The sequence below is a fragment of the Mycobacterium sp. NGS64 genome, assembly GCF_059812245.1.
This window is the reverse complement of record NZ_JCALCI010000002.1, coordinates 849,607-867,715: the sequence shown is the minus strand read 5'-3', so window position 1 is coordinate 867,715 and position 18,109 is coordinate 849,607. Positions and strand designations below refer to the sequence as shown.

Sequence of the window (18,109 nt, the reverse complement as noted above, 5' to 3'; positions counted from 1 at the left end):
CGAATCAGGCCCAGCTGGACCCGACGGCGCTGTCCGTGCTGGACATGTTGCTGCCCGCCGTCTGCACCTTCTGGCCGTGAGCGTTGGCCTGCTCGTAGATCACCTGGAAGTTACGACCCAACTGGGTGATGAACTCCTGGCAAGCCACCGAACCGGCGCCACCCCAGAAGTCACCAGCAGCCAGCACATCGCGAACGATGGCCTGGTGCTCGGCCTCCAACGACGCAGCCTGGGCGCGAATCGTCGCACCATGGGCATCCACATCGCCAAACTGGTAATTGATGGTCATGTTTTCCTCCTGAAATAAAAGTGTGGGGGCTAGCTGCCGAGGATCTGCTGAGAGGCCTGCTCTTGCTGCTCGTAGTTGTTCGCGTCGCGGATCAGCCCGTCACGCACACCGTGCAGCATGTTCACGATGTTGCGGAACGCCTGATTCATCTGACCCATGGTGTCGTAGGACGTCGCCTGCGCCTGGCCACTCCAGCCGGCACCCGCGATGTTCATCGACGACGCCCACATCTTGCGAGCCTCGTCCTCAACGGTCTGCGCGTGGACCTCAAAGCGGCCCGCCATCGCCCGCATCTCATGCGGGTCAGTCATAAAGCGTGTTGCCATGTTGCCTTTTCTCCTTCTGGATGAATTTCTTGCCTTGTGATACTGGTCGGCCGTCGTAACTGGCTGTTACGCGCCATTGAAGCCGGTAGCGGGATACTCCCTGTATTCCGTTGCTATTTCCCGCGTCAGACGACAACCTGCTTGGGCATGACGATCGGCTTGAAGCCGTACCGCGGGCCACTGCCGTAGGCGCCGGCCTTGGCGGCGCCGGCCATTCCGGGCATGCCGGGCATCGCCGTGACGGGCTCGGCCTCCGCGGCGGCGGTCCAGCCCGAACCTTCGAGTGGAGCGGTCGAAGAGGCCAACGTCGCCGGGGCGGCAGAGGACCAGCTCGCCGGCACCGACAGGCCGCCGACGGTGGAGGCCTCGGCCATGCCCGCCGACATTCCGCCTCCCACGCTGTTCACCAGGGTCCCTTCGCCGATCGCCGCACCACCGGCCAGCGGCACGACGTCGCTCGCCGTCGCTGCCGGGGCCGCGGCGGCAAGGGTGTGGCCCAGCGACACCGCGGTCGGGATGGCGTTCATCACGAACCACGCCGACGTGTTGACGGCGCCGTTGAAGGCGTTGAACAGCGCCGGGGTTCCAGCCAGGCCGTCAAGGCTGGTCTCCAAAGGCGTCAAGCCGAGCGCATCGATGATGGCTTGAACCCCTTGGCCGATGTACCCGCCGTTCAACAACGACTGGAAGTTGGAGATGATCCCGCCCAGGCCTGACGCTGCAGGCGAGGCCGCCGCGTTCGCGAAAGCCGCCGAAACCGCGCTGCCTTGGATGCCCGCCGCGGCAGGGCTGGCGGTCGCGGCCGCCGGCGTCAACGGCTGCAGGACCCCGCTCGCCGCCGACGCGGCCGAGTAGGTGTACATCGCGATCGCGTCCTGGACCCACATCTCGGCGTACAGCGCCTCGGTGGCCATGATCGCGGGCGTGTTGATGCCCAGGAAGTTCGTCGCGACGAGCGCCGCCAGCTGCGCCCTGTTCGCCGCGATCACCGGCGGGGGCACCGTCGCGGTGAAGGCCGCCTCGTAGGCGGCCGCAGAAGCGGAAGCCTGGGCGCCCGCCTGCTCGGCCGCCGCGGCGGTGGTGGTCAACCAACTCACGTAGGGCTGGGCGGCGGCCGCCGCCGCGGCAGACCCCGCGCCCGTCCACTGCTCGCCGGTCAGGGTGCCGATGATCGACTCCCAGGAGGTCGCCGTGGTGCTCAGTTCGGCGGCCAGGTTGCTCCAGGCCGCCGAAGCCGCCATGAGCGGACCCGAGCCCGCACCGGTGTACATCAGTCCGGAGTTGATCTCCGGGGGGAGTGCTGCAAAATCTAGGACCATTTTCGTATCCGTTCCTTTAAGAATTTCCGCTGTTTTGGACTATTGCGACCGGTGGCTGCTTAGACGGCCTTGATCTTCGGCATGACGATCGGCTTGACGCCGTAGCGCGGCGCACCGAAGCCGGCGCTGTTGCGCGCGGCCGCGCCCAGCCCGGGCATGCCCGGCACGATCGTTCCGGTGCCGGCCTGCGGCGCGGCGGCCGTCCAGCCCACGGTCTGCACCGCGGTCGCGGGAGAGGTGGCCGACACGAAACTGCCGGCCCAGCTCGGCGGCGTCGACAACTTGCCCACCATGGTCGCGCTGCCCATGCCCGCGACCGGCATCGCGCCCACTGCGCCCACGCCCCCGGCGGGGGCCGTCGCACTGGCAGTGGCGGCGTCCGCGGCGCCGGCCGCCGCGGCGGCGTCACCGGTGTCGCTGGCGGCCGCCGGTAGCAGACCGCCGCCGGCCATGCCGAGCAGGTCGGAGGCGGCGGAGGCGTAGTTGCCAAAACCGATGTTGCCCATGTTGGCAAGGTTGCTGGACAGGCTCGTCGGCAGGCCGTTGGTGCTTCCGAGCGGGCCGCCGAACAGCGTGGCGAGCTGGTTGACTAGGTCGGTGGGGGTCGCAGCGGCCACGTTGGCGGCCTCGGTCGAGGTGTAGGTGCCGGAGCTCAGCCCGAGGGTGCTCACGAACTGCTGCTGCATCGCCTGAGCCTCGGCGGCGATCTGCTGGTAGATGGTGCCGTAGCTCGAGAAGAGCGCCGACTGCAGGGCCGACACCTGGTCGGCGGCCGCCGGAGCGATGGCCGTCGTCGGTGCCGCAGCACCCGCATTCTGCGCCGTCAGCGAATTGCCTATTCCTTCCAGCTGCGCTGCCGCGGCTAGCAACTCTTCAGGGATTGCTGTCAGAAATGACATCTGGTGCTCCTCGTGTTCGGGAAAATGCCGATCTCCCTGGAAGGGGGATCGACCTGTGCGTGGGCGTAACGGCTCCTGTGCGTCGGCGTAAGGTTAACCAGGCACGACTCCACAGTCCCGACGGAAAAGGCTAGGGTGACTGCCGTTTACGGCTTTTTAACGCCGACGCGAGCAGTTTTAACAAGGTCCTGCCGGGGGACATAGCGCTGTCATCTGAGATCCCCACGCGACGCCCCGAATGGCGCGCGGCGCGCGCATCCTAGGCCAACGGCGGCCGGCCCGCACCCTTGCATTTTTGTCGGATTTTGGGCGGATCCGACGCCCCCAAGCGGCGCTTGGCGCGCTAGATTCGCCGCCGGGCCCCCATAGCCCAAACGGCAGAGGCAGCGGACTTAAAATCCGCCCAGTGTCGGTTCGAGTCCGACTGGGGGCACCGAAGTTGGCGTACCTTGCGAGCCCGCGCAACCTCCAATTTGGCGCTCCGATCATTGCGCCCTGATTCGATGAATGCTTATATAGAAGAATGTCGAAACAGTCCGCTCCGGAATGTTGCCCGGCGCTGAGCGTGGCCGCCCTGGGCGAGTCGCAGGCGGCGGAGTTGGCCGCGATGTTCAAGGCGCTGGGCGACCCGGTGCGCCTGCGCCTGCTGAGCCTGATCGCCAGCCACCCCGGCGGGGAGGCGTGCGTGTGTGAGATCTCGGCGACCTTCGACGTCTCTCAGCCGACGATTTCTCATCACCTCAAGCTGCTGCGCTCGGCCGGGCTGTTGGACTGCGAGCGGCGGGGCACCTGGGTGTACTACTGGGTGATCCCCGCGGCGCTGCGGCAGCTTTCGTCGGCCCTGCATGTTGAAGACCAAGCCCTGATGGCCAAGCCGGGCTGTGGGCCGTGACCGCAACCCCGGCGCCGGTGTCCGCCCCGGAGGCGGTAGCGACCCGGCTTTCGACGCTCGATAGGTTCCTTCCGCTGTGGATCGGCGTTGCGATGGCCGCGGGTCTGCTGCTGGGGCGCCTTATTCCCGGCCTCGGGTCGGTGCTGGGTGCCGTTGAGGTCCAAGGCATTTCGCTGCCGATCGCGGTGGGTCTGCTGGTCATGATGTATCCGGTGCTGGCCAAAGTCCGCTACGACCGGCTCGACGAGGTCACCACGGACCGCAAGCTGATGGTGTCCTCACTCGTGCTCAACTGGCTGATCGGTCCGGCGGTGATGTTCACGTTGGCGTGGCTGTTGCTCGCGGATCTGCCCGCCTACCGCACGGGGTTGATCATCGTCGGGTTGGCTCGCTGCATCGCCATGGTCATCATCTGGAACGACCTGGCGTGCGGGGACCGCGAGGCCGCCGCGGTGCTGGTGGCCTTGAACTCGTTGTTCCAGGTGGTCATGTTCGCCGCGCTGGGCTGGTTCTATCTGTCGGTGCTGCCGGGCTGGCTGGGCCTGGCGCAAACCGGGATCGCCGTGTCCCCGTGGCAGATCGCGAAATCCGTGCTCATCTTCCTCGGTATCCCGTTGCTGGCCGGATACCTGTCGCGCCGGCTGGGTGAACGGGCCAAGGGCCGCCACTGGTACGAGACGACGTTCCTGCCCCGCATCGGTCCATGGGCTTTGTACGGCTTGCTGTTCACCATCGTCATCCTGTTCGCCCTGCAGGGCCACCAAATCGCTTCCCGCCCATGGGATGTCGCCCGCATCGCTGTGCCGTTGTTGGCCTATTTCGCAATCATGTGGGCCGGCGGGTACGCCCTCGGCTTCCTGCTGCGGTTGGGCTACCCGCGCACCGCCACCCTGGCGTTCACCGCCGCCGGTAACAATTTCGAACTGGCCATCGCCGTGGCGATCGCGACCTACGGCGCGACATCGGGGCAAGCGCTGGCCGGGGTGGTCGGACCGCTGATCGAAGTGCCCGTGCTGGTCGGGCTCGTCTACGTTTCCCTGGCGATGCGCTCCCGGTTGTTCCGGTCGGAGCCGGACCGAGGGGCCCGGGCCGATGCCCGATAGGCCCAGCGTGTTGTTCGTCTGCGTCCATAACGCCGGACGCTCGCAGATGGCCGCGGCGCTGCTCGACCGCATGGCCGGTGAGGCCATCGAAATTCGCTCCGCCGGAACCGAACCCGCCGATCGGATCAACCCCGTCGTCGTCGCGGCGATGGCCGAACTCGGCGTCGACATCACCGCCGCCACCCCCAAAGTCCTGACCGCCCACTCGGTGCAGACCAGTGACATCGTCATCACCATGGGCTGCGGCGACGCCTGCCCCTACTTTCCCGGGGTGTCCTACTGCGACTGGAAGCTTCCCGACCCCGCCGGCCAGCCTCTGGCCGCCGTCCGGGCGATCCGCGATGACATCGCCGAGCGCGTCGCGTCACTGGTCGCCGAACTCCTGCCTAACGCCACGACTACCTAATTCGCACCGAAGGAAGGAACCCTCATGTCTCGCGTGCAGCTCGCCCTCAATGTCGACGACCTCGACGAGGCCATCATGTTCTACTCCAAGCTGTTCAACAACGAACCGGCCAAGGTCAAACCCGGCTACGCCAACTTCGCGATCGCCGAACCGCCGCTGAAACTGGTGTTGCTCGAAAACCCCGGCCACGGCGGCACTCTCAACCACCTCGGCGTCGAAGTGGAAACGGCCGAGAAAGTGCACGACGAAATCGGCCGACTCGCGAGCAGCGGGATGCTCCCGGAAGAGCAGATCGGCACCACGTGTTGCTACGCCACGCAGGACAAGGCGTGGGTCACCGGGCCAGCCGGGGAGAGGTGGGAGGTCTACACCGTCCTGTCTGACTCGGAAACCTTCGGCACCACCGGGGTTGCCACGACGGGCACGGCCGGGTGCTGAGCCGACGCCGGATCAAATCCCGGTGCACAGGGTAGGGGCGTCGCACACATTTCCCGGGCAATACGTCGAGTGCGCCGCGTTGACCATCGTCCCTACGTCCAACAACGTGACGCCCCTAGCGTTCAAGTGGGCGTGGACGTCGTCGGCGATCTGTTGAGGCGTCCAACCCCAGGTGAGGTCGTAGCAGATCAGATGCGCCTCCCCGATGAGCGCCTCTTCTGTCTGCGGCGGCCAGTGGAGGCCAACGGCGCTCAGCTGGGCGAGGTACGCGTCGTCCTGGGGGGTGGTGGCGCTCGCGGTCGCGGCGCTACCAAGCAGGGCGGCGCTGGCCGTCATGGGGATGGCCAATCCGGCCAGCCAGCGGGGTGAGGGCATTCGATTGCCTTTCTTTCTGGGGCCCAAGCAGCACAAAGCCGAAGAGAACAATAGCGAAATGCGCAGTAAGTTGGTCGGGTTCGTTAAACGTCACCGCACCGGGAAGGAGGCAGTGCCGAAGTGCCCGAGGATCCGCGCGTCGACGATGTCTCCCGCCAATACGATCGGTGGGAGTATCCGCCGCCCGTAACCGATCTGGAGGCCTGGACCAAGAACCACTGGGATTGGTTCGATCCCTTCTGGGCCCATCGCGTCTTGTGGCCGAATCGGGAGTACAAGCCGGACGCCGACATTCTGATTGCGGGTTGCGGCACCTACCAGGCGGCGGTCTTTGCTTTCATGAACCGCTCCGCGAAAGTGGTGGCGATCGATGTCAGCCGGTCCGCACTCGATCACGAGCGGTATCTGAAAGACAAGCACGACTTGCAGAACTTGGAGCTACACCTGCTTCCGATCGAAGAGGTGGCAGCGCTGAACAGCGATTTCGATCTCATCGTCTCCAGCGGCGTCCTGCACCACATGGCCGATCCCCTGGCCGGCCTGACGGCGCTGGGCGAATGTCTGCGAAGAGACGGCGCCCTGGGCGTCATGCTCTACGCGAAATACGGTCGGGTCGGAGTCGAGATATTGGAATCCCTATTCCGCGACCTCGGGCTGTCGCAGGACGAAGCGTCGGTGCAACTGGTCAAAGACGCGATTGCGCTGCTACCTGGGGACCACCCCGTCCGCAGCTATCTGAACGGGGCGCACGATTTGCGTTCCGACGGCGCCCTGGTCGACACGTTCCTGCACAGTCGCCAACGGAGCTACACCGTCGCGGAGTGTCTTGACCTGGTCAGCTCGGCCGGGCTTGTGTTTCAGGGATGGTTTCACAAAATGCCGTACTACCCGCATGACTTGCTCATGCCCTCCAACGCTTTCACCAACGTGCTGAACCAATTGCCCGACACCGCACTGTGGTCCGCGATGGAACGCCTGCAAACGGCCAATGCCACCCATTTCTTCATCGCCTGCCGCCCCGATCGCCCGAAGGAGGACTACACCATCGACTTCTCGGCGCCGGCGTCGCTCGATTACGTTCCGCTGGCGCGGACGGCCTGCCTGCTCTCGGACGACGAGATCTACCTGCCCGGCGCCAAGCTGAAGCTCGAGCCGGCTCTGTTGGCCTTCCTGCGCCACGTCGACGGGCGCCGCTCGATCCGTGACATCGTCGAGTGTGTGGCACAAAGCCCCGGCGTTGGCGGGGAAAGCCGGGCCGAGCTCGAGGAATTCGGGCGCAAACTGTTCCAGTCGCTGTGGCGTTTCGACTTCCTTGCGATGGCGCTGGACACGCCTTCGACCGCTTAGCCTTGCCGCCGACCGCGCCCGAAACGTCCACTCATAAACTGACCCCTCGTGGGAATGCTTTTTGGTTTTGCGCCGTGGATCGTCTACTGGGTGCTGGTCGGTAACGTCCCGTTCGCCGTCGCGGCTCTGGTCGCGCTGGCGATCGCGGTTGCCGCGTTGGTGGTGGGCGCCCCCGTCGGCGAACCCTTCCAAATCGGCACTGTCGCAACGTTGTTGGTGCTCGCAATCCTGACCTTCGCGCTCGGTGGCTCGCTTGACCAGCGGTGGATACTGCCGCTGAGCTATGCCGGGCTCCTTGCGGTCGCGCTCGTCGGCGCGCTGGCCGGCCGTCCGTTCATGCGGGAGTTCGCCGCCGCCGGACAGCCCGACGACGTCGTCAAGACGGAGCTGTTCACCCGGCTGGTCCGGGTGCTGACCTGGGTCTGGATCGCCGTGTTCGCCGGCATGACGGTGTCGTCGGTGATCCCGCCGATCGTCGACCGCAACGCGACGATCCTCGACACGAAAACCGCGTTGTCCTACCTGGCCTACTGGGTCATCCCGTTCTCGCTGCTGGGCCTGGCGGCGCTGGCGTCGTGGGCCCTGCCCGACCGGATGCTGGCGGGCATCGACGACGTCGCCCGGGAGACGTCGTTCGTGGCCTACGACGAAGCCACCATCGACGAGCTGTACTACCTGGCCCAGGAACACGCCAACCGCGAGGTCGGCCCCGGCAAGGAGGCCTACAACGTCAAGGTCGGGGGGATGGGGACCCCACTGACCGGCGACGAGTCGAGAAAGTCGTGGCCCTCTACCTACAAAGTGCGCGATAAGCGGCGCTAGACGCGCAAAAATCGGCTCCATGGCATCCACTGGCGTGACGACCTCGCGTGCGTGGCTGGCCGCGGGGACGGTGTTACTCACGGTGGCGGCCTGCGCATCGGATCCCCCGCCGCCGCTGTCGGTGCCGCCGCTCAAGGAGCTGACCACCCGCGCCGGCGCGGTCCTGACCATTTCCCCGGGACAGCTGTTGACCGCCACCAACGGCCTCACGCCGGTGGCGTTCGGCAAGCCCGCGCACGGCACCATCGCCTACGGCGCATACGGGGCGATGATCTACACCCCGGACGCCGGCTTCACCGGCACCGATCAGCTTCCGGTCACCGTCAGCCAGGCCGTCCGACTCTATGCCGAGGACGAGACGCCGTTGCTCATCGTCGGCGAGGTCGCCGTGCAGGCCAATGCGCACGGGTCGGCGATCGCCGCGGTGCCGGGCAGCGCCGACGAGATCTACGGCCTGTCCGACCGTGGCCCGAACGTTGACGGGCGCACCGCCGGCGAAAAGGTGCTTCCCATACCGACTTTCCATCCTCAGATCGCCAAGCTCAAACTCCGCGACGGCGTGGCGTCGCTGGAGCAGATCATCACGCTGACCGGAAAGGACGGCGCGCCGCTGGTGGGGCTCATCGACCCGCGGGCATCCACCGGCGAGTCGCTCGTCGACCTCAACGGCAACGAGCTGCCGCGCTCGGATCACGGCCTGGACACCGAGGGCTTGGTCGCCATGCCCGACGGCACGTTCTGGGTCTCCGACGAGTACGGCCCGTTCGTCGTCCATTTTGACGCGAACGGCAAAGAGCTGGAACGCTTTTCGCCGTACGATGGCAGCCTGCCGGAGGAGCTGTCGCTGCGCGGCCCGAATCAGGGGATGGAGGGGCTGACCATCACCCCCGACGGCGGCACGCTGGTCGGCATCATGCAGTCGGCCCTGGTCACGCCCGGTTTGGCCGGCTCGTCCAGATCCGTTCCGATTACCCGCATCGTGACCATCAACCTCGCCAACCGCGGCGATGTGCACGAATACCTTTACCCGCTGGCCGATCCGCAGCATACGAAGGTCGCGGTGTCGGAAATCGCCGCTGTCAGCGCGACCACGTTCCTGATCGACGAACGTGACGACCGGCCGCAGCCCAACGGCAACAAGAAGATCTACGCGGCGGACATCGCCGGGGCCACCGATGTCGGACCCCGCTCGGGCGTGCCGGGAGCGACCTATCGTGCCGGCGGTGGCGGCCTGCTGATCGGCGGGGCTCCGATCGAGACCTTCGTCGGCGTCGGCACCGACGCGGCGGCCATCGACAAACTCAAGACCGCCGGAATCGCGGTCGCCACGAAGACGCTCAAGCTCGACCTGTCCGGCCTGCTGCGTACGCTGTCCCCGGACGGTGATTTCTTCGGCCACGACCATGTCGAAGGACTCATCGGCCGCGACAACGGCAACACGCTGATCATCGCCAACGACAGCGACTTTGGGATAGACGGGCTGGCCGGCGGGTCGGCCGCCACCCCGCCGTTTCAACTCAAACCCAAGATGCTGCCCAATGGCACGCAGGACAGCGGCGAGATCCTGGTGGTCGACACCGCCCGGCTGCCCGCCGCAACGGAGTCCGTCACGGTGCCCATCAAGGTCGGCTGAGCGCCACGCCTATGGTCGCGTGCCTGGCCCCATCATGCCGCCTGGTCCCATCATTCCGCCGGGCCCCATCATTCCCCCGGGACCGCCCATCATGCCCTGCATCATTGCCGGCATTCCGTCGCGCACGAACCCCGTCACTTCGCGGGCGTGCGCACGGATGGCTTCGGTCAGGGCAGGATCGTCCGATGTTTCCTCAGCGACGACGCCCGTTGGCGTGAAGGTCAATTGGCGTCGGTATCCGCCGGCGTTCCGGAATAGCGTTGGCAGGCTTTGGCTCATGCACATCACTTCGGAGCCGCCGTCAAGGTGGGAGTACATGCTCGAAACGTGCGCGTGCAGTTGGGCGGCGAGATCAGCCGCGTTCGACTGCGTGGTGGTGCGCACGCCGCCGGGAATCTCCTCGACCGTGCGGGTGATCTCCGTGTGTCGGTTGAACATGTCCATGTAGAGGCTCATGTCCGCCGGACTGGCACCCATCATGCCGCCATCGGTCAGCCGGATGCGCAGGACCGGTAAGCCGAGGGTTCCGCAAAGCGCGTACCCGATACCCATGACAGCGCCCGCGCCGAGCGCGGCGAGCGCTGCGCGCCGAGTGTATTTAGCCATGTGATGACCTCCTGGTCAGCGCGATAGTGTCTCTGACTGAATCAGGTTGGCGCCCAAGGCCTCCTGCGCAGTTACATCAACCGGCGGTAATAGTCGTCATCGAATCCGCTTCGAGTGCTGGGAGCGACCGTCACGCCTTCAGGCCAAGCGGCGACGGCGCCCGTTCGGGCCGCCGGATCACTAGGCCGGGTGAAGGCGGTGCGCAACGCAAGGACTAAGACGGTGATCAGGGCGCCCCATGCCAGCACCATGGCCGGAGCATCGACCATCACGTTGCACCAGCCCCAGCCGTGTCCGCTGAACCACGTCGTCATCGCTTTTCCTCCTAAAATCCAGCAGCAATTGCGTTGTTATCTTCTGCCGCAACCAGATCCGTGGCCCGTCTGAGCGGTCGCGTGTTGCGCCCGAAGCGGCGTAACCGTAGCGAGTTGGTTACCACGCTGACCGAGGAGAATCCCATCGCGGCGCCGGCGATCACGGGGTTGAGCAAGCCGAGCGCGGCAAGGGGGATCGCGGCGGTGTTGTATCCGAAGGCCCAGCCGAGGTTCTGATAGATCGTGCGCAGGGTCTGCCTGGACAGCTCGATCGCCTGCACGACCCCGTCGAGCCGGCCCGACATCAGCGTGATGTCGGAGGCCTCGATGGCCACGTCGGTACCGGTGCCGATCGCGATTCCCAAATCGGCCTGCACCAGCGCCGGCGCGTCGTTGACGCCATCGCCGACCATCGCGACCACCCGGCCCTCGTCCTGAAGTGCCCGAATCGCGGTGACCTTGTCTTCGGGCAAGACCTCGGCGAGCACTCGGTCGATGCCGACCTGGTGGGCGATCGCCGCAGCCGTGCGGGCGTTGTCGCCGGTGATCATGGCGACCTGCAGCCCCATCGCGTGCAGCGCCGCGACGACATCGGCCGCGTCGTCCTTGACCGTGTCGGCGACCGCGAGCACACCGACCACCTGGCTGTCGCGGCCGACGAAAACCGCGGTGCGACCTTGCTCTTCGAGCTCGGTGGCCGCGTCTGCAAGGTGGTCGGGCAATTCCAGACCCTCCTCGTCGATAAGCTTGCGCCGCCCGACGAGTACCGGGTGGCCCTCGATTTCGGCCCGCACCCCGTGGCCGGCCAGGTTGGCGAACGCGGTCGCGGCCGGTATCTGCAATTCCCGTTCGCGGGCACCGGCGACAATGGCGGCGCCGATGGGATGTTCGGAGCCTGACTCGACCGCGGCGGCGATCCGCAGGACGTGATCGGGCTGTCGGCGCTTGCCGGGAACCACGTCGGTGAGCTGCATTTGGGCGCGGGTGAGGGTGCCGGTCTTGTCGAACACCACGGTGTCGATCTTCTTGGAGGTTTCCAGCACTTCACCGCCCTTGACCAGGATCCCCACGTCGGCACCCCGGCCGGTGCCGACCGTGATCGCGGTGGGGGTGGCCAGGCCCAGCGCACACGGGCACGCGATGATCAGCACCGCCACCGCTGCGGTCATGCCGGCGACCGGGTTGGCAGCGAGCAGCGTCCACCCGGCGAACGTCGCAACCGCAACCCCGAGGACGGCCGGGACGAACACCGCCGAGACCCGGTCGGCCAAGCGCTGCACGGGAGCCTTGCCGCCCTGGGCTTGCTCGACCAGGCGAACGATCTGGGCCAGCGCGGTGTCGGCGCCAACCGCGGTGGCGCGCACGGTCAGCACGCCATCGACGTTGACCGTTGCCCCGGCGACTTGGTCGCCCAGGGTCTTCTCGACGGGGACCGACTCGCCGGTCAGCATCGACTCATCCACGGCGGCGCGTCCGTCGACCACCTGACCGTCAACCGGGATTTTCTCTCCCGGCCTCACCCGCACCAGGTCTCCGACTTGCACCCGATCGACAGGGACGAGGAGTTCCTGGCCGTCCACGAGCAGGCAGGCTTCCTTGGCGCCCATCTCCAACAGCCTGCTGATTGCCTCAGATGCCTTGCCCGTGGCCCTGGCCTCGAAATAGCGGCCCAGCACGACGAAGGCGATGATCAACGCCGCGGTGTCGAAAAACAGTGGCCCGCTGGCGATTAGCTCATAGGCGGAGTAAAAGAACGCGGTCAGAGTGCCTAGCGTGATCAGCGTGTCCATGTTGGCAGTCAATGCCCGAGCATGCTGGACGGCCCCCTTGAGGAACGGCCATCCCGCGACGAACTGCACCGGTAGCGTCGCGGCGAAGGCCAACCACCCCGCCCAGGGGTGAGCGCCGAAAAACATCGAAACGCCTGACGCCAGTAGCCCCAGCGGCATGGCCAGCCACAGCCGCCGCAGCCACGTGCGCCGCTGACGTTGGTTGTCCTCGCGCGGCGACAGCTGACCGCAGCTGGACTGACCTGATGAACAGCCGCCACCGGTCATGGTCGGCTTATCACCATCCGGTGAGCGGCCGAACATGCGACGAATGCCGTCGGTGATCTTTCGCATCACGTCGGTGTTGCCGACATCGGCCGAGTGGGGGGCACGTGCGGGTACTGATTCCGCGGGAATGTGCTGCGCGTCGGCGATTGCCGTCAAAACTGCAGCGGTGTCGCAGCTTTCGGGCGAATACGAGATCACCACCGACGCCGTCCGCGGATAGGCATACACTGCGCGCACGCCGGTCACCTTCGCGACCGTGTCCTCGATCGCGACGGCCCGAACCTCGTCGAAGTGAAACCCTCTGGCACGCACGCGCATTCGCCCGGAAGCGGCGGAGACAATTCTGAGCGCGACGTCGCCGTCAGTTACGGTTTCAGTGGTCATGGGTGTTTCCTCAGCTCGTCCCCGCCGCTGGGGCCTCGTCACCGACGCGTTCTTTGGCCTCGGCGATCAGGTCGGCGGCCGTTAACCGCGCCCGCTCGGCGCTTTCGCCGGCCTTGCGCTCGGCCTCGCGGGCTACGCGCATGCCCCAGGCGGTGAGGCTGACGGTCGCGGCGCGCAACGGAACTTTGGCCACCCCCTTGCGCACTGCCTCGTAGGCCGCGACACCCACCGCTCCGGACACCACGGTGGGCACCGCCTTGGCCATAAATCCATGCAACGCAACCATCTTCAACGCTTCCTTTCATTTCGTCGCCGCGCCGTGCGGCGGCGTGCATTAGCCAATCGCGCCCTAAGAAAAACCGGCGGCCGTTACCCCCGGCGGCCTGCCGCGGCCGGTTCTTTGTCGGCAGGTTCGCCCACCGCCGCACCGCCCAGCACGGCCTGCGGGCCGGTCAATGCCGGAGTGAACTTGACGGCATCGATCAATTCCTCGATGGCCGCTTGGCCACGCCCATCGAGCACCGCCGACGAAAAACACGTCTCCAAGTGGTTGTGCAACATCACTCGGTTCGCCCGCTCCAACGAGGACTGCACGGCCGAGATCTGCTTCATCACGTCCACGCAATACGCGTCGGACTCCAGCATCCGAATTATGCCGTCGAGGTGGCCCCGAACCGTCTTGAGTCGGTTGAGCGCCGCGTGCTTTTTGGCCGTCAAATCTTCGCCCATATCTGCCCCAGAACTCCTGTCAACGCCGGACCCGACCCATCGTACCCCACCCCACCCGGGGTGGGGTAACTTGGGCGGCAATCGCATAGTTGGGATCAATCGAAGGGAGCGGCTTAAGTGGACAACAGCCAGGGACGCAGGCGGTCGCGGACTGAAGTCTGGTTGCCGGCATTGCTGCTGGTTTTGGCCGGTCTGGGCTGGTGGTGGTCGATGGTCAGTGGGGCGGGCATGCGCGGCGACCCAATGCCGGTGGACACCGAATCCACGATGCCGTTGGCCGCATTCCTCGTGGCGTGGGTGGCGATGATGGCGGCGATGATGCTTCCCGCGGTACTGCCCGTTGTCGGTCGCTACGTTCGCGCCGCCGCCGGCAACGTCGTTGCAGCAGTCCTCTTCGTCGCGGGCTACCTGGCCGTGTGGAGCGTGGTGGGCGTGCCGGCGTTCGTGGTATCGAACCGCCTGAACCCGGTGGTGCACAGCTGCCCGTGGGCGGGTCGGGTCGCAGGCACGGTCGCGGTGCTCGCCGGTCTGCATCAGCTCACGCGGTTCAAGTCAATATGCCTGCACCACTGCCGTCGCCCCATATTCGTGCCCGGCGCGCCGGGCGAACATGCCCACCGCCGCTCGGGGGCGATGCTTGCCGGAGGGCGCTACGGCATCTACTGTCTCGGTTCCTGTTGGATGCTGATGCTGCTGCTGATCACCTTTGGCACAATGCAATTGGGATGGATGCTGGCGCTGTCGGTGGTCATCTGGCTGGAAAAGATCGCCCCGTTCGGCGATCAGCTACGCCGTCTTACGGCGGCGACGCTGGTCGTCCTCGGTATCGCGTTACTGGTGCACCCCATGTTCGTCGCCCAGCTCATCTCATGAGGCAGCTCGAAGGCTCGCTCGATACGCGATCGGCGCCGCCGCAAAACCATCGCCGACCTGCGTCCGCTCCGTCCGTCGGGCGCGGTTCCGCCCGCCCGTTCCTGGGCGAGTGTCAGAGTTAGCCCCCAAACCCGTTCGGTGCATGCCGGCATGAACCTCATCTCGCCTCGGGCGAATTGATTTGCAGCATTGCCGTTGCGACGACGGTCAGGGTCCCGTCACGCGAGTCTGTCACATACAGGAACTCGCCATCTGCGCTGAGGTGCACCGCTGCCGGGTGGGCGCAGACCTCGAGGGTGGCGAGGACGGCGTTGTTCGAGGTGTCGACACACCATAGCGTCCCGTGCGCGAAATCGGTTGCATACAAACGTCGCCCGTCGTTGCTGATCGCGAGGCGCCGCGGTAGCTCACCGAGCATGATGCTGGTGGTTGCTGAGGTCGTCGTATCGATCGAGGTCACGGAGTGCGAGTTGGCCGTGTAGATGAATTCGGTTTGTGGGCGGGCCGCTACTTCCATCGGGGCGTCGTTCAGTTCTATCGCTATGCCGCAATGGGTGCCGGGATCGACCACGGTGACGGTGTTGGTGTGGAAGTGGGTGACGTAGAGCAGGCCTTCGGCGTCTATCGAGACTGCGTCCGGGGCCGCGCCAACCGCGATCGAGTCAACGGATTTGAAACTGGCCGTGTCGATGACGGTGATGCTGCCAGCCTCGCCTTGGGGGTTAAGGCCGGCGGACGCGACATACAGGCGACGCCCGTTCGGGCTGATGGCCATCCCAGTGCTGAACCCGTCGACGGCGGCGAAAGCTGCGGCGGACCCGTCCGCGCGGACGGCCGACACCCAGGCGCTGCCACCGTCACCGTGGGCTAGGTAAATGTGATTGCCGTCCGGGCTGACCGCGGCCGCCGTGGTGCGCTGCTTGGCAACGCTTTTCGCGGTCATGCGGGCGGTATCGATGATCGACAGCGCGGCGTCGTATCCGGTGACGTAAATGCGGCTGCCGTCCGAGCTCATCATCATCTGCTTCGGTTCCTCCGCTGGGATCGGAACCGACGCGACGACTTGGTGCCGATCATTGATGGCCTTGACCGCATCGGTGGTCAGCACGTAGACCAGCTCGCCGCTCGGGCTTGTCACGATGTCGCGCGCGCCGTTGCCGAGCGCCACCGTGGCGATGACGGCGCCGTCGCACTCGCGGTCGCTCGTGGCCGTGGGTTCCGGGGCGGCGCCACGGCCAGTCTTCCCGAGTATCATCGTGGCCGCCCGCCGGGCCCGCTCCGATGTGTCGACCGTCCACACGCAGTGGCATGTCGGGCATTGCAAAAAGACCCGCGTCGCAGTGCTTTTCAGCAGATATTGCCAGTGCGTATCGCAGTTCCGTCGATTGTGGCATTCGGCGCAGCCGGCGCCGTGGTCACAATTCGGGCATGCCAACCACGCACGCCTGCTGGGGTCGGCGTTGGGGTCGATGTGCGAGTTGCTCAACGGTCCTCCCAGTGGGGGTCGATGGATAAGGTGATGGTCAAGAGGCGTTCTGCAACACGGCCGGCTCGGCGTCGGTCGCCGAAGGTTCCGCGCACAATGCGGCCGTGATGTATCGAATTACGTGGGGGCTCAGGAGCATCCCGAGATGCCCCACGCCGCTGATCGTGACGGTCTCCGCCTGCGGGTGGGGAGGCACCGACCGCAGGCCCGGTACGACGATGTCTAGCGCGGCCGTCACCGACAGCCAGCGCACCCCCTCGGGTAACGGTGTGGACGCCAGGCGGCTCAACAGCGGTGAGCCCGCCCGCAGCGCCCGGACCATGTCGACAACCGGCAGTGCGTCCGCCCACGGCGACCCACCGAACGGGGAGCCCAGCGTAATCACGGTATCGACTCGTCCGCGCAAGCGCGGGTCCGAAATCGCCTGCGCGATGATGACGCCGCCCAGGCTGTGCCCGACCAGATGCACCTTGGCCGCGCCGGTGGAGAACAGCATCGTTTGCACGTGGTCGACGAGCCGGGCCGCGAGCTGCTCCACCGAGTTTCCGGCCGGTGCGTATGCCATCGCGTCCACGCTCAGGCCCCGTGCGCGCAGCGCCTGCGCCACCGACGACCAGCTTGACTTGCCACCGCCGAAGCCGTGCACGAGCAGCACTGGGGGCTGCGCCGCAACGCGCGATGGCGGCTGCGACTTCACGGCGTTCGCGGTTTCGTAGTCGCGGATGAGGCGCACTGGCGCCGTCGCGGGCACCGACAGCATCAGCGCAACCTCGCGCGCCTGGACCTTCGCGACGCTTACCGCCGTCTGAAGTGCCGTACGAGCCCCCCCGAGCCCCCGTGTCAGTTGCCGCACTGTCGGCTGCGCCTGCACCATGTTCCACCGCCTTCGGGTAACGCGTATCACGTCGACAATGGCGGTCCTAGGCGTCGCTGGTCTTCATTGCCAGCCGCAGTCTGATGGTCGGGTTCGCAGGGCGGCGCACTACTGGTTAGCGGGAAGGCACACCCGATCGGGTTGTGTCGCAGCTGATTTGGCTGGTCTTGGGATCATCGGCCCCAGCCAGCATGAATCACGATCCGGCCGCTAGCGGCAATGCGGGTCTGCCAGTGTTTCGTCAGACTCGCCAACGACGGACCCAGCACGCAGTTAAGGGGTACACGAACGTGCCGATCATCGCCTGGAAGGCGGCTTCCATTCCGGCCACCGAAGCGGCCGACGCAGTCAAGCCCGCGATCCTGCCGGCGGCGGTATTCATCGTCGTCCAAACCTTGCTGGCCGCCGAGGCCATTTCGGTCATCCTCTTCGAGGACGTGGATGCCCGTAACGCCGGTGCCGGCCTCATCGCTGTTCTGCTGAGCGTGGCCCTCCTCGCCAACCTGGGCCTCGTCTGCGGCCTGGTCGCGGCTCATGCCGCCGGTGCCATCCGGCGTTGGAATCACGTCCGGGCGCGCGCCCTCATTTATGCCTTCCCGGACGTCAGCGTGCCCGCTGAGGAACCGGCCCGCACCCCGCGTACCCGCTAGCCGGTAGGCGAAGATCCCGACTGGTGGGACCCCCGGATGGGTGCCAGCCACGGCGACATCAGCGCCCCGCAGGGCAAGGCTTAACACATCAACAACGCGTTGAGGCCCTGGTACTTCAGGAGGTGACGTCATGACAGCGATGTATGGCGTACTGGCCGCAATACCGATGATGTGGGGTTACGCCGGCTACGTGATGGTGTCTCATCCCGGCACGGCGGAGACCGATGCGCCCAGCGGGCTGCGGAACTTGATGTCGCGGGTCGGGAAGTGATTCCTGGGCGCACCAG

The 18,109-nt window shown here is 66.3% G+C and carries 20 protein-coding genes, 1 tRNA gene and 1 pseudogene; 10 read left to right on the top strand and 12 right to left on the bottom strand.

Annotated features, from left to right (window positions below; genetic code table 11):
• Nucleotides 1-4 precede the first annotated feature (4 nt).
• The 4 genes from AC5Y4S_RS12400 to AC5Y4S_RS12385 all read right to left on the bottom strand — a co-directional run bounded on the left by AC5Y4S_RS12400 (nt 5) and on the right by AC5Y4S_RS12385 (nt 2,833).
• Nucleotides 5-289, bottom strand: a complete 285-nt coding sequence (locus tag AC5Y4S_RS12400; protein ID WP_067004763.1) for a WXG100 family type VII secretion target — start codon at nt 287-289, stop codon at nt 5-7.
• A 29-nt stretch (nt 290-318) separates the two neighbouring features.
• Nucleotides 319-615 carry a WXG100 family type VII secretion target gene (locus AC5Y4S_RS12395; RefSeq protein ID WP_066914021.1) on the bottom strand — a complete coding sequence of 99 codons (297 nt, stop codon included), beginning with the start codon at nt 613-615 and terminating at the stop codon, nt 319-321.
• A gap of 125 nt (nt 616-740) precedes the next feature.
• Nucleotides 741-1,934, bottom strand: a complete 1,194-nt coding sequence (locus AC5Y4S_RS12390; RefSeq protein WP_500033045.1) for a PPE family protein — start codon at nt 1,932-1,934, stop codon at nt 741-743.
• Nucleotides 1,935-1,993: 59 nt separating this feature from the next.
• Entirely contained in the window at nt 1,994-2,833 is an 840-nt protein-coding gene (locus AC5Y4S_RS12385; protein ID WP_068106315.1) for a PPE family protein, SVP subgroup, read from the bottom strand.
• A gap of 359 nt (nt 2,834-3,192) precedes the next feature.
• Here AC5Y4S_RS12385 and AC5Y4S_RS12380 point away from each other — a divergent pair.
• The 4 genes and pseudogenes from AC5Y4S_RS12380 (at nt 3,193) to AC5Y4S_RS12365 (ending at nt 5,672) form a co-directional block, all read left to right on the top strand.
• Nucleotides 3,193-3,266, top strand: a tRNA-Leu gene (locus AC5Y4S_RS12380).
• A 90-nt stretch (nt 3,267-3,356) separates the two neighbouring features.
• A complete protein-coding gene (locus AC5Y4S_RS12375) occupies nt 3,357-3,725 on the top strand; it encodes an ArsR/SmtB family transcription factor (RefSeq protein WP_500033044.1) in 369 nt (122 codons plus the stop codon).
• A pseudogene (gene arsB, locus AC5Y4S_RS12370) lies at nt 3,713-5,234 on the top strand (ACR3 family arsenite efflux transporter). Before AC5Y4S_RS12375 ends, arsB begins: the two are co-directional and overlap by 13 nt.
• A gap of 24 nt (nt 5,235-5,258) precedes the next feature.
• Nucleotides 5,259-5,672 carry an ArsI/CadI family heavy metal resistance metalloenzyme gene (locus AC5Y4S_RS12365; protein ID WP_500033043.1) on the top strand — a complete coding sequence of 138 codons (414 nt, stop codon included), beginning with the start codon at nt 5,259-5,261 and terminating at the stop codon, nt 5,670-5,672.
• A 12-nt stretch (nt 5,673-5,684) separates the two neighbouring features.
• Here AC5Y4S_RS12365 and AC5Y4S_RS12360 read toward each other — a convergent pair whose 3' ends face one another.
• On the bottom strand, nt 5,685-6,047 hold the full coding sequence (locus tag AC5Y4S_RS12360; RefSeq protein ID WP_068106333.1) for a DUF732 domain-containing protein: 363 nt from the start codon (nt 6,045-6,047) through the stop codon (nt 5,685-5,687).
• A gap of 120 nt (nt 6,048-6,167) precedes the next feature.
• Between AC5Y4S_RS12360 and AC5Y4S_RS12355 the strand changes: the two genes are divergently transcribed.
• The 3 genes from AC5Y4S_RS12355 to AC5Y4S_RS12345 are packed head-to-tail and all read left to right on the top strand — an operon-like array spanning nt 6,168 to nt 9,849.
• Complete coding sequence (locus AC5Y4S_RS12355; protein WP_500033042.1) at nt 6,168-7,394, top strand: class I SAM-dependent methyltransferase; 1,227 nt, start codon at nt 6,168-6,170, stop codon at nt 7,392-7,394.
• A 48-nt stretch (nt 7,395-7,442) separates the two neighbouring features.
• Complete coding sequence (locus AC5Y4S_RS12350; RefSeq protein ID WP_500033041.1) at nt 7,443-8,216, top strand: hypothetical protein; 774 nt, start codon at nt 7,443-7,445, stop codon at nt 8,214-8,216.
• Between the two features lie 19 nt (nt 8,217-8,235).
• A complete protein-coding gene (locus AC5Y4S_RS12345; protein ID WP_500033040.1) occupies nt 8,236-9,849 on the top strand; it encodes an esterase-like activity of phytase family protein in 1,614 nt (537 codons plus the stop codon).
• Between the two features lie 9 nt (nt 9,850-9,858).
• On the opposite strand, the gene AC5Y4S_RS12340 is transcribed toward AC5Y4S_RS12345, so the two are convergent.
• The 5 genes from AC5Y4S_RS12340 to csoR all read right to left on the bottom strand — a co-directional run bounded on the left by AC5Y4S_RS12340 (nt 9,859) and on the right by csoR (nt 13,939).
• Entirely contained in the window at nt 9,859-10,455 is a 597-nt protein-coding gene (locus AC5Y4S_RS12340) for a hypothetical protein (protein WP_500033039.1), read from the bottom strand.
• A 71-nt stretch (nt 10,456-10,526) separates the two neighbouring features.
• Nucleotides 10,527-10,769 carry a hypothetical protein gene (locus AC5Y4S_RS12335; RefSeq protein ID WP_500033038.1) on the bottom strand — a complete coding sequence of 81 codons (243 nt, stop codon included), beginning with the start codon at nt 10,767-10,769 and terminating at the stop codon, nt 10,527-10,529.
• An 11-nt stretch (nt 10,770-10,780) separates the two neighbouring features.
• Nucleotides 10,781-13,144, bottom strand: a complete 2,364-nt coding sequence (locus tag AC5Y4S_RS12330) for a copper-translocating P-type ATPase (protein ID WP_500033308.1) — start codon at nt 13,142-13,144, stop codon at nt 10,781-10,783.
• Between the two features lie 76 nt (nt 13,145-13,220).
• Nucleotides 13,221-13,496 (bottom strand): DUF1490 family protein, encoded by a 276-nt coding sequence (locus AC5Y4S_RS12325; protein ID WP_500033037.1) that lies wholly within the window; start codon nt 13,494-13,496, stop codon nt 13,221-13,223.
• Nucleotides 13,497-13,579: 83 nt separating this feature from the next.
• The gene (gene csoR / locus AC5Y4S_RS12320) at nt 13,580-13,939 is read right to left on the bottom strand and encodes a copper-sensing transcriptional repressor CsoR (protein ID WP_500033036.1); all 360 of its coding nucleotides are present in this window, start codon (nt 13,937-13,939) and stop codon (nt 13,580-13,582) included.
• A gap of 117 nt (nt 13,940-14,056) precedes the next feature.
• Here csoR and AC5Y4S_RS12315 point away from each other — a divergent pair, with 117 nt between their 5' ends.
• Nucleotides 14,057-14,812, top strand: a complete 756-nt coding sequence (locus AC5Y4S_RS12315; protein ID WP_500033035.1) for a DUF2182 domain-containing protein — start codon at nt 14,057-14,059, stop codon at nt 14,810-14,812.
• Nucleotides 14,813-14,969: 157 nt separating this feature from the next.
• On the opposite strand, the gene AC5Y4S_RS12310 is transcribed toward AC5Y4S_RS12315, so the two are convergent.
• Entirely contained in the window at nt 14,970-15,980 is a 1,011-nt protein-coding gene (locus AC5Y4S_RS12310; protein ID WP_500033034.1) for a YncE family protein, read from the bottom strand.
• 355 nt (nt 15,981-16,335) lie between these two features.
• A complete protein-coding gene (locus AC5Y4S_RS12305) occupies nt 16,336-17,058 on the bottom strand; it encodes an esterase/lipase family protein (RefSeq protein WP_500033033.1) in 723 nt (240 codons plus the stop codon).
• A gap of 404 nt (nt 17,059-17,462) precedes the next feature.
• Between AC5Y4S_RS12305 and AC5Y4S_RS12300 the strand changes: the two genes are divergently transcribed.
• Nucleotides 17,463-17,822, top strand: a complete 360-nt coding sequence (locus AC5Y4S_RS12300) for a hypothetical protein (RefSeq protein WP_500033032.1) — start codon at nt 17,463-17,465, stop codon at nt 17,820-17,822.
• Between the two features lie 130 nt (nt 17,823-17,952).
• The gene (locus AC5Y4S_RS12295) at nt 17,953-18,093 is read left to right on the top strand and encodes a hypothetical protein (RefSeq protein ID WP_500033031.1); all 141 of its coding nucleotides are present in this window, start codon (nt 17,953-17,955) and stop codon (nt 18,091-18,093) included.
• Nucleotides 18,094-18,109: the final 16 nt, after the last annotated feature.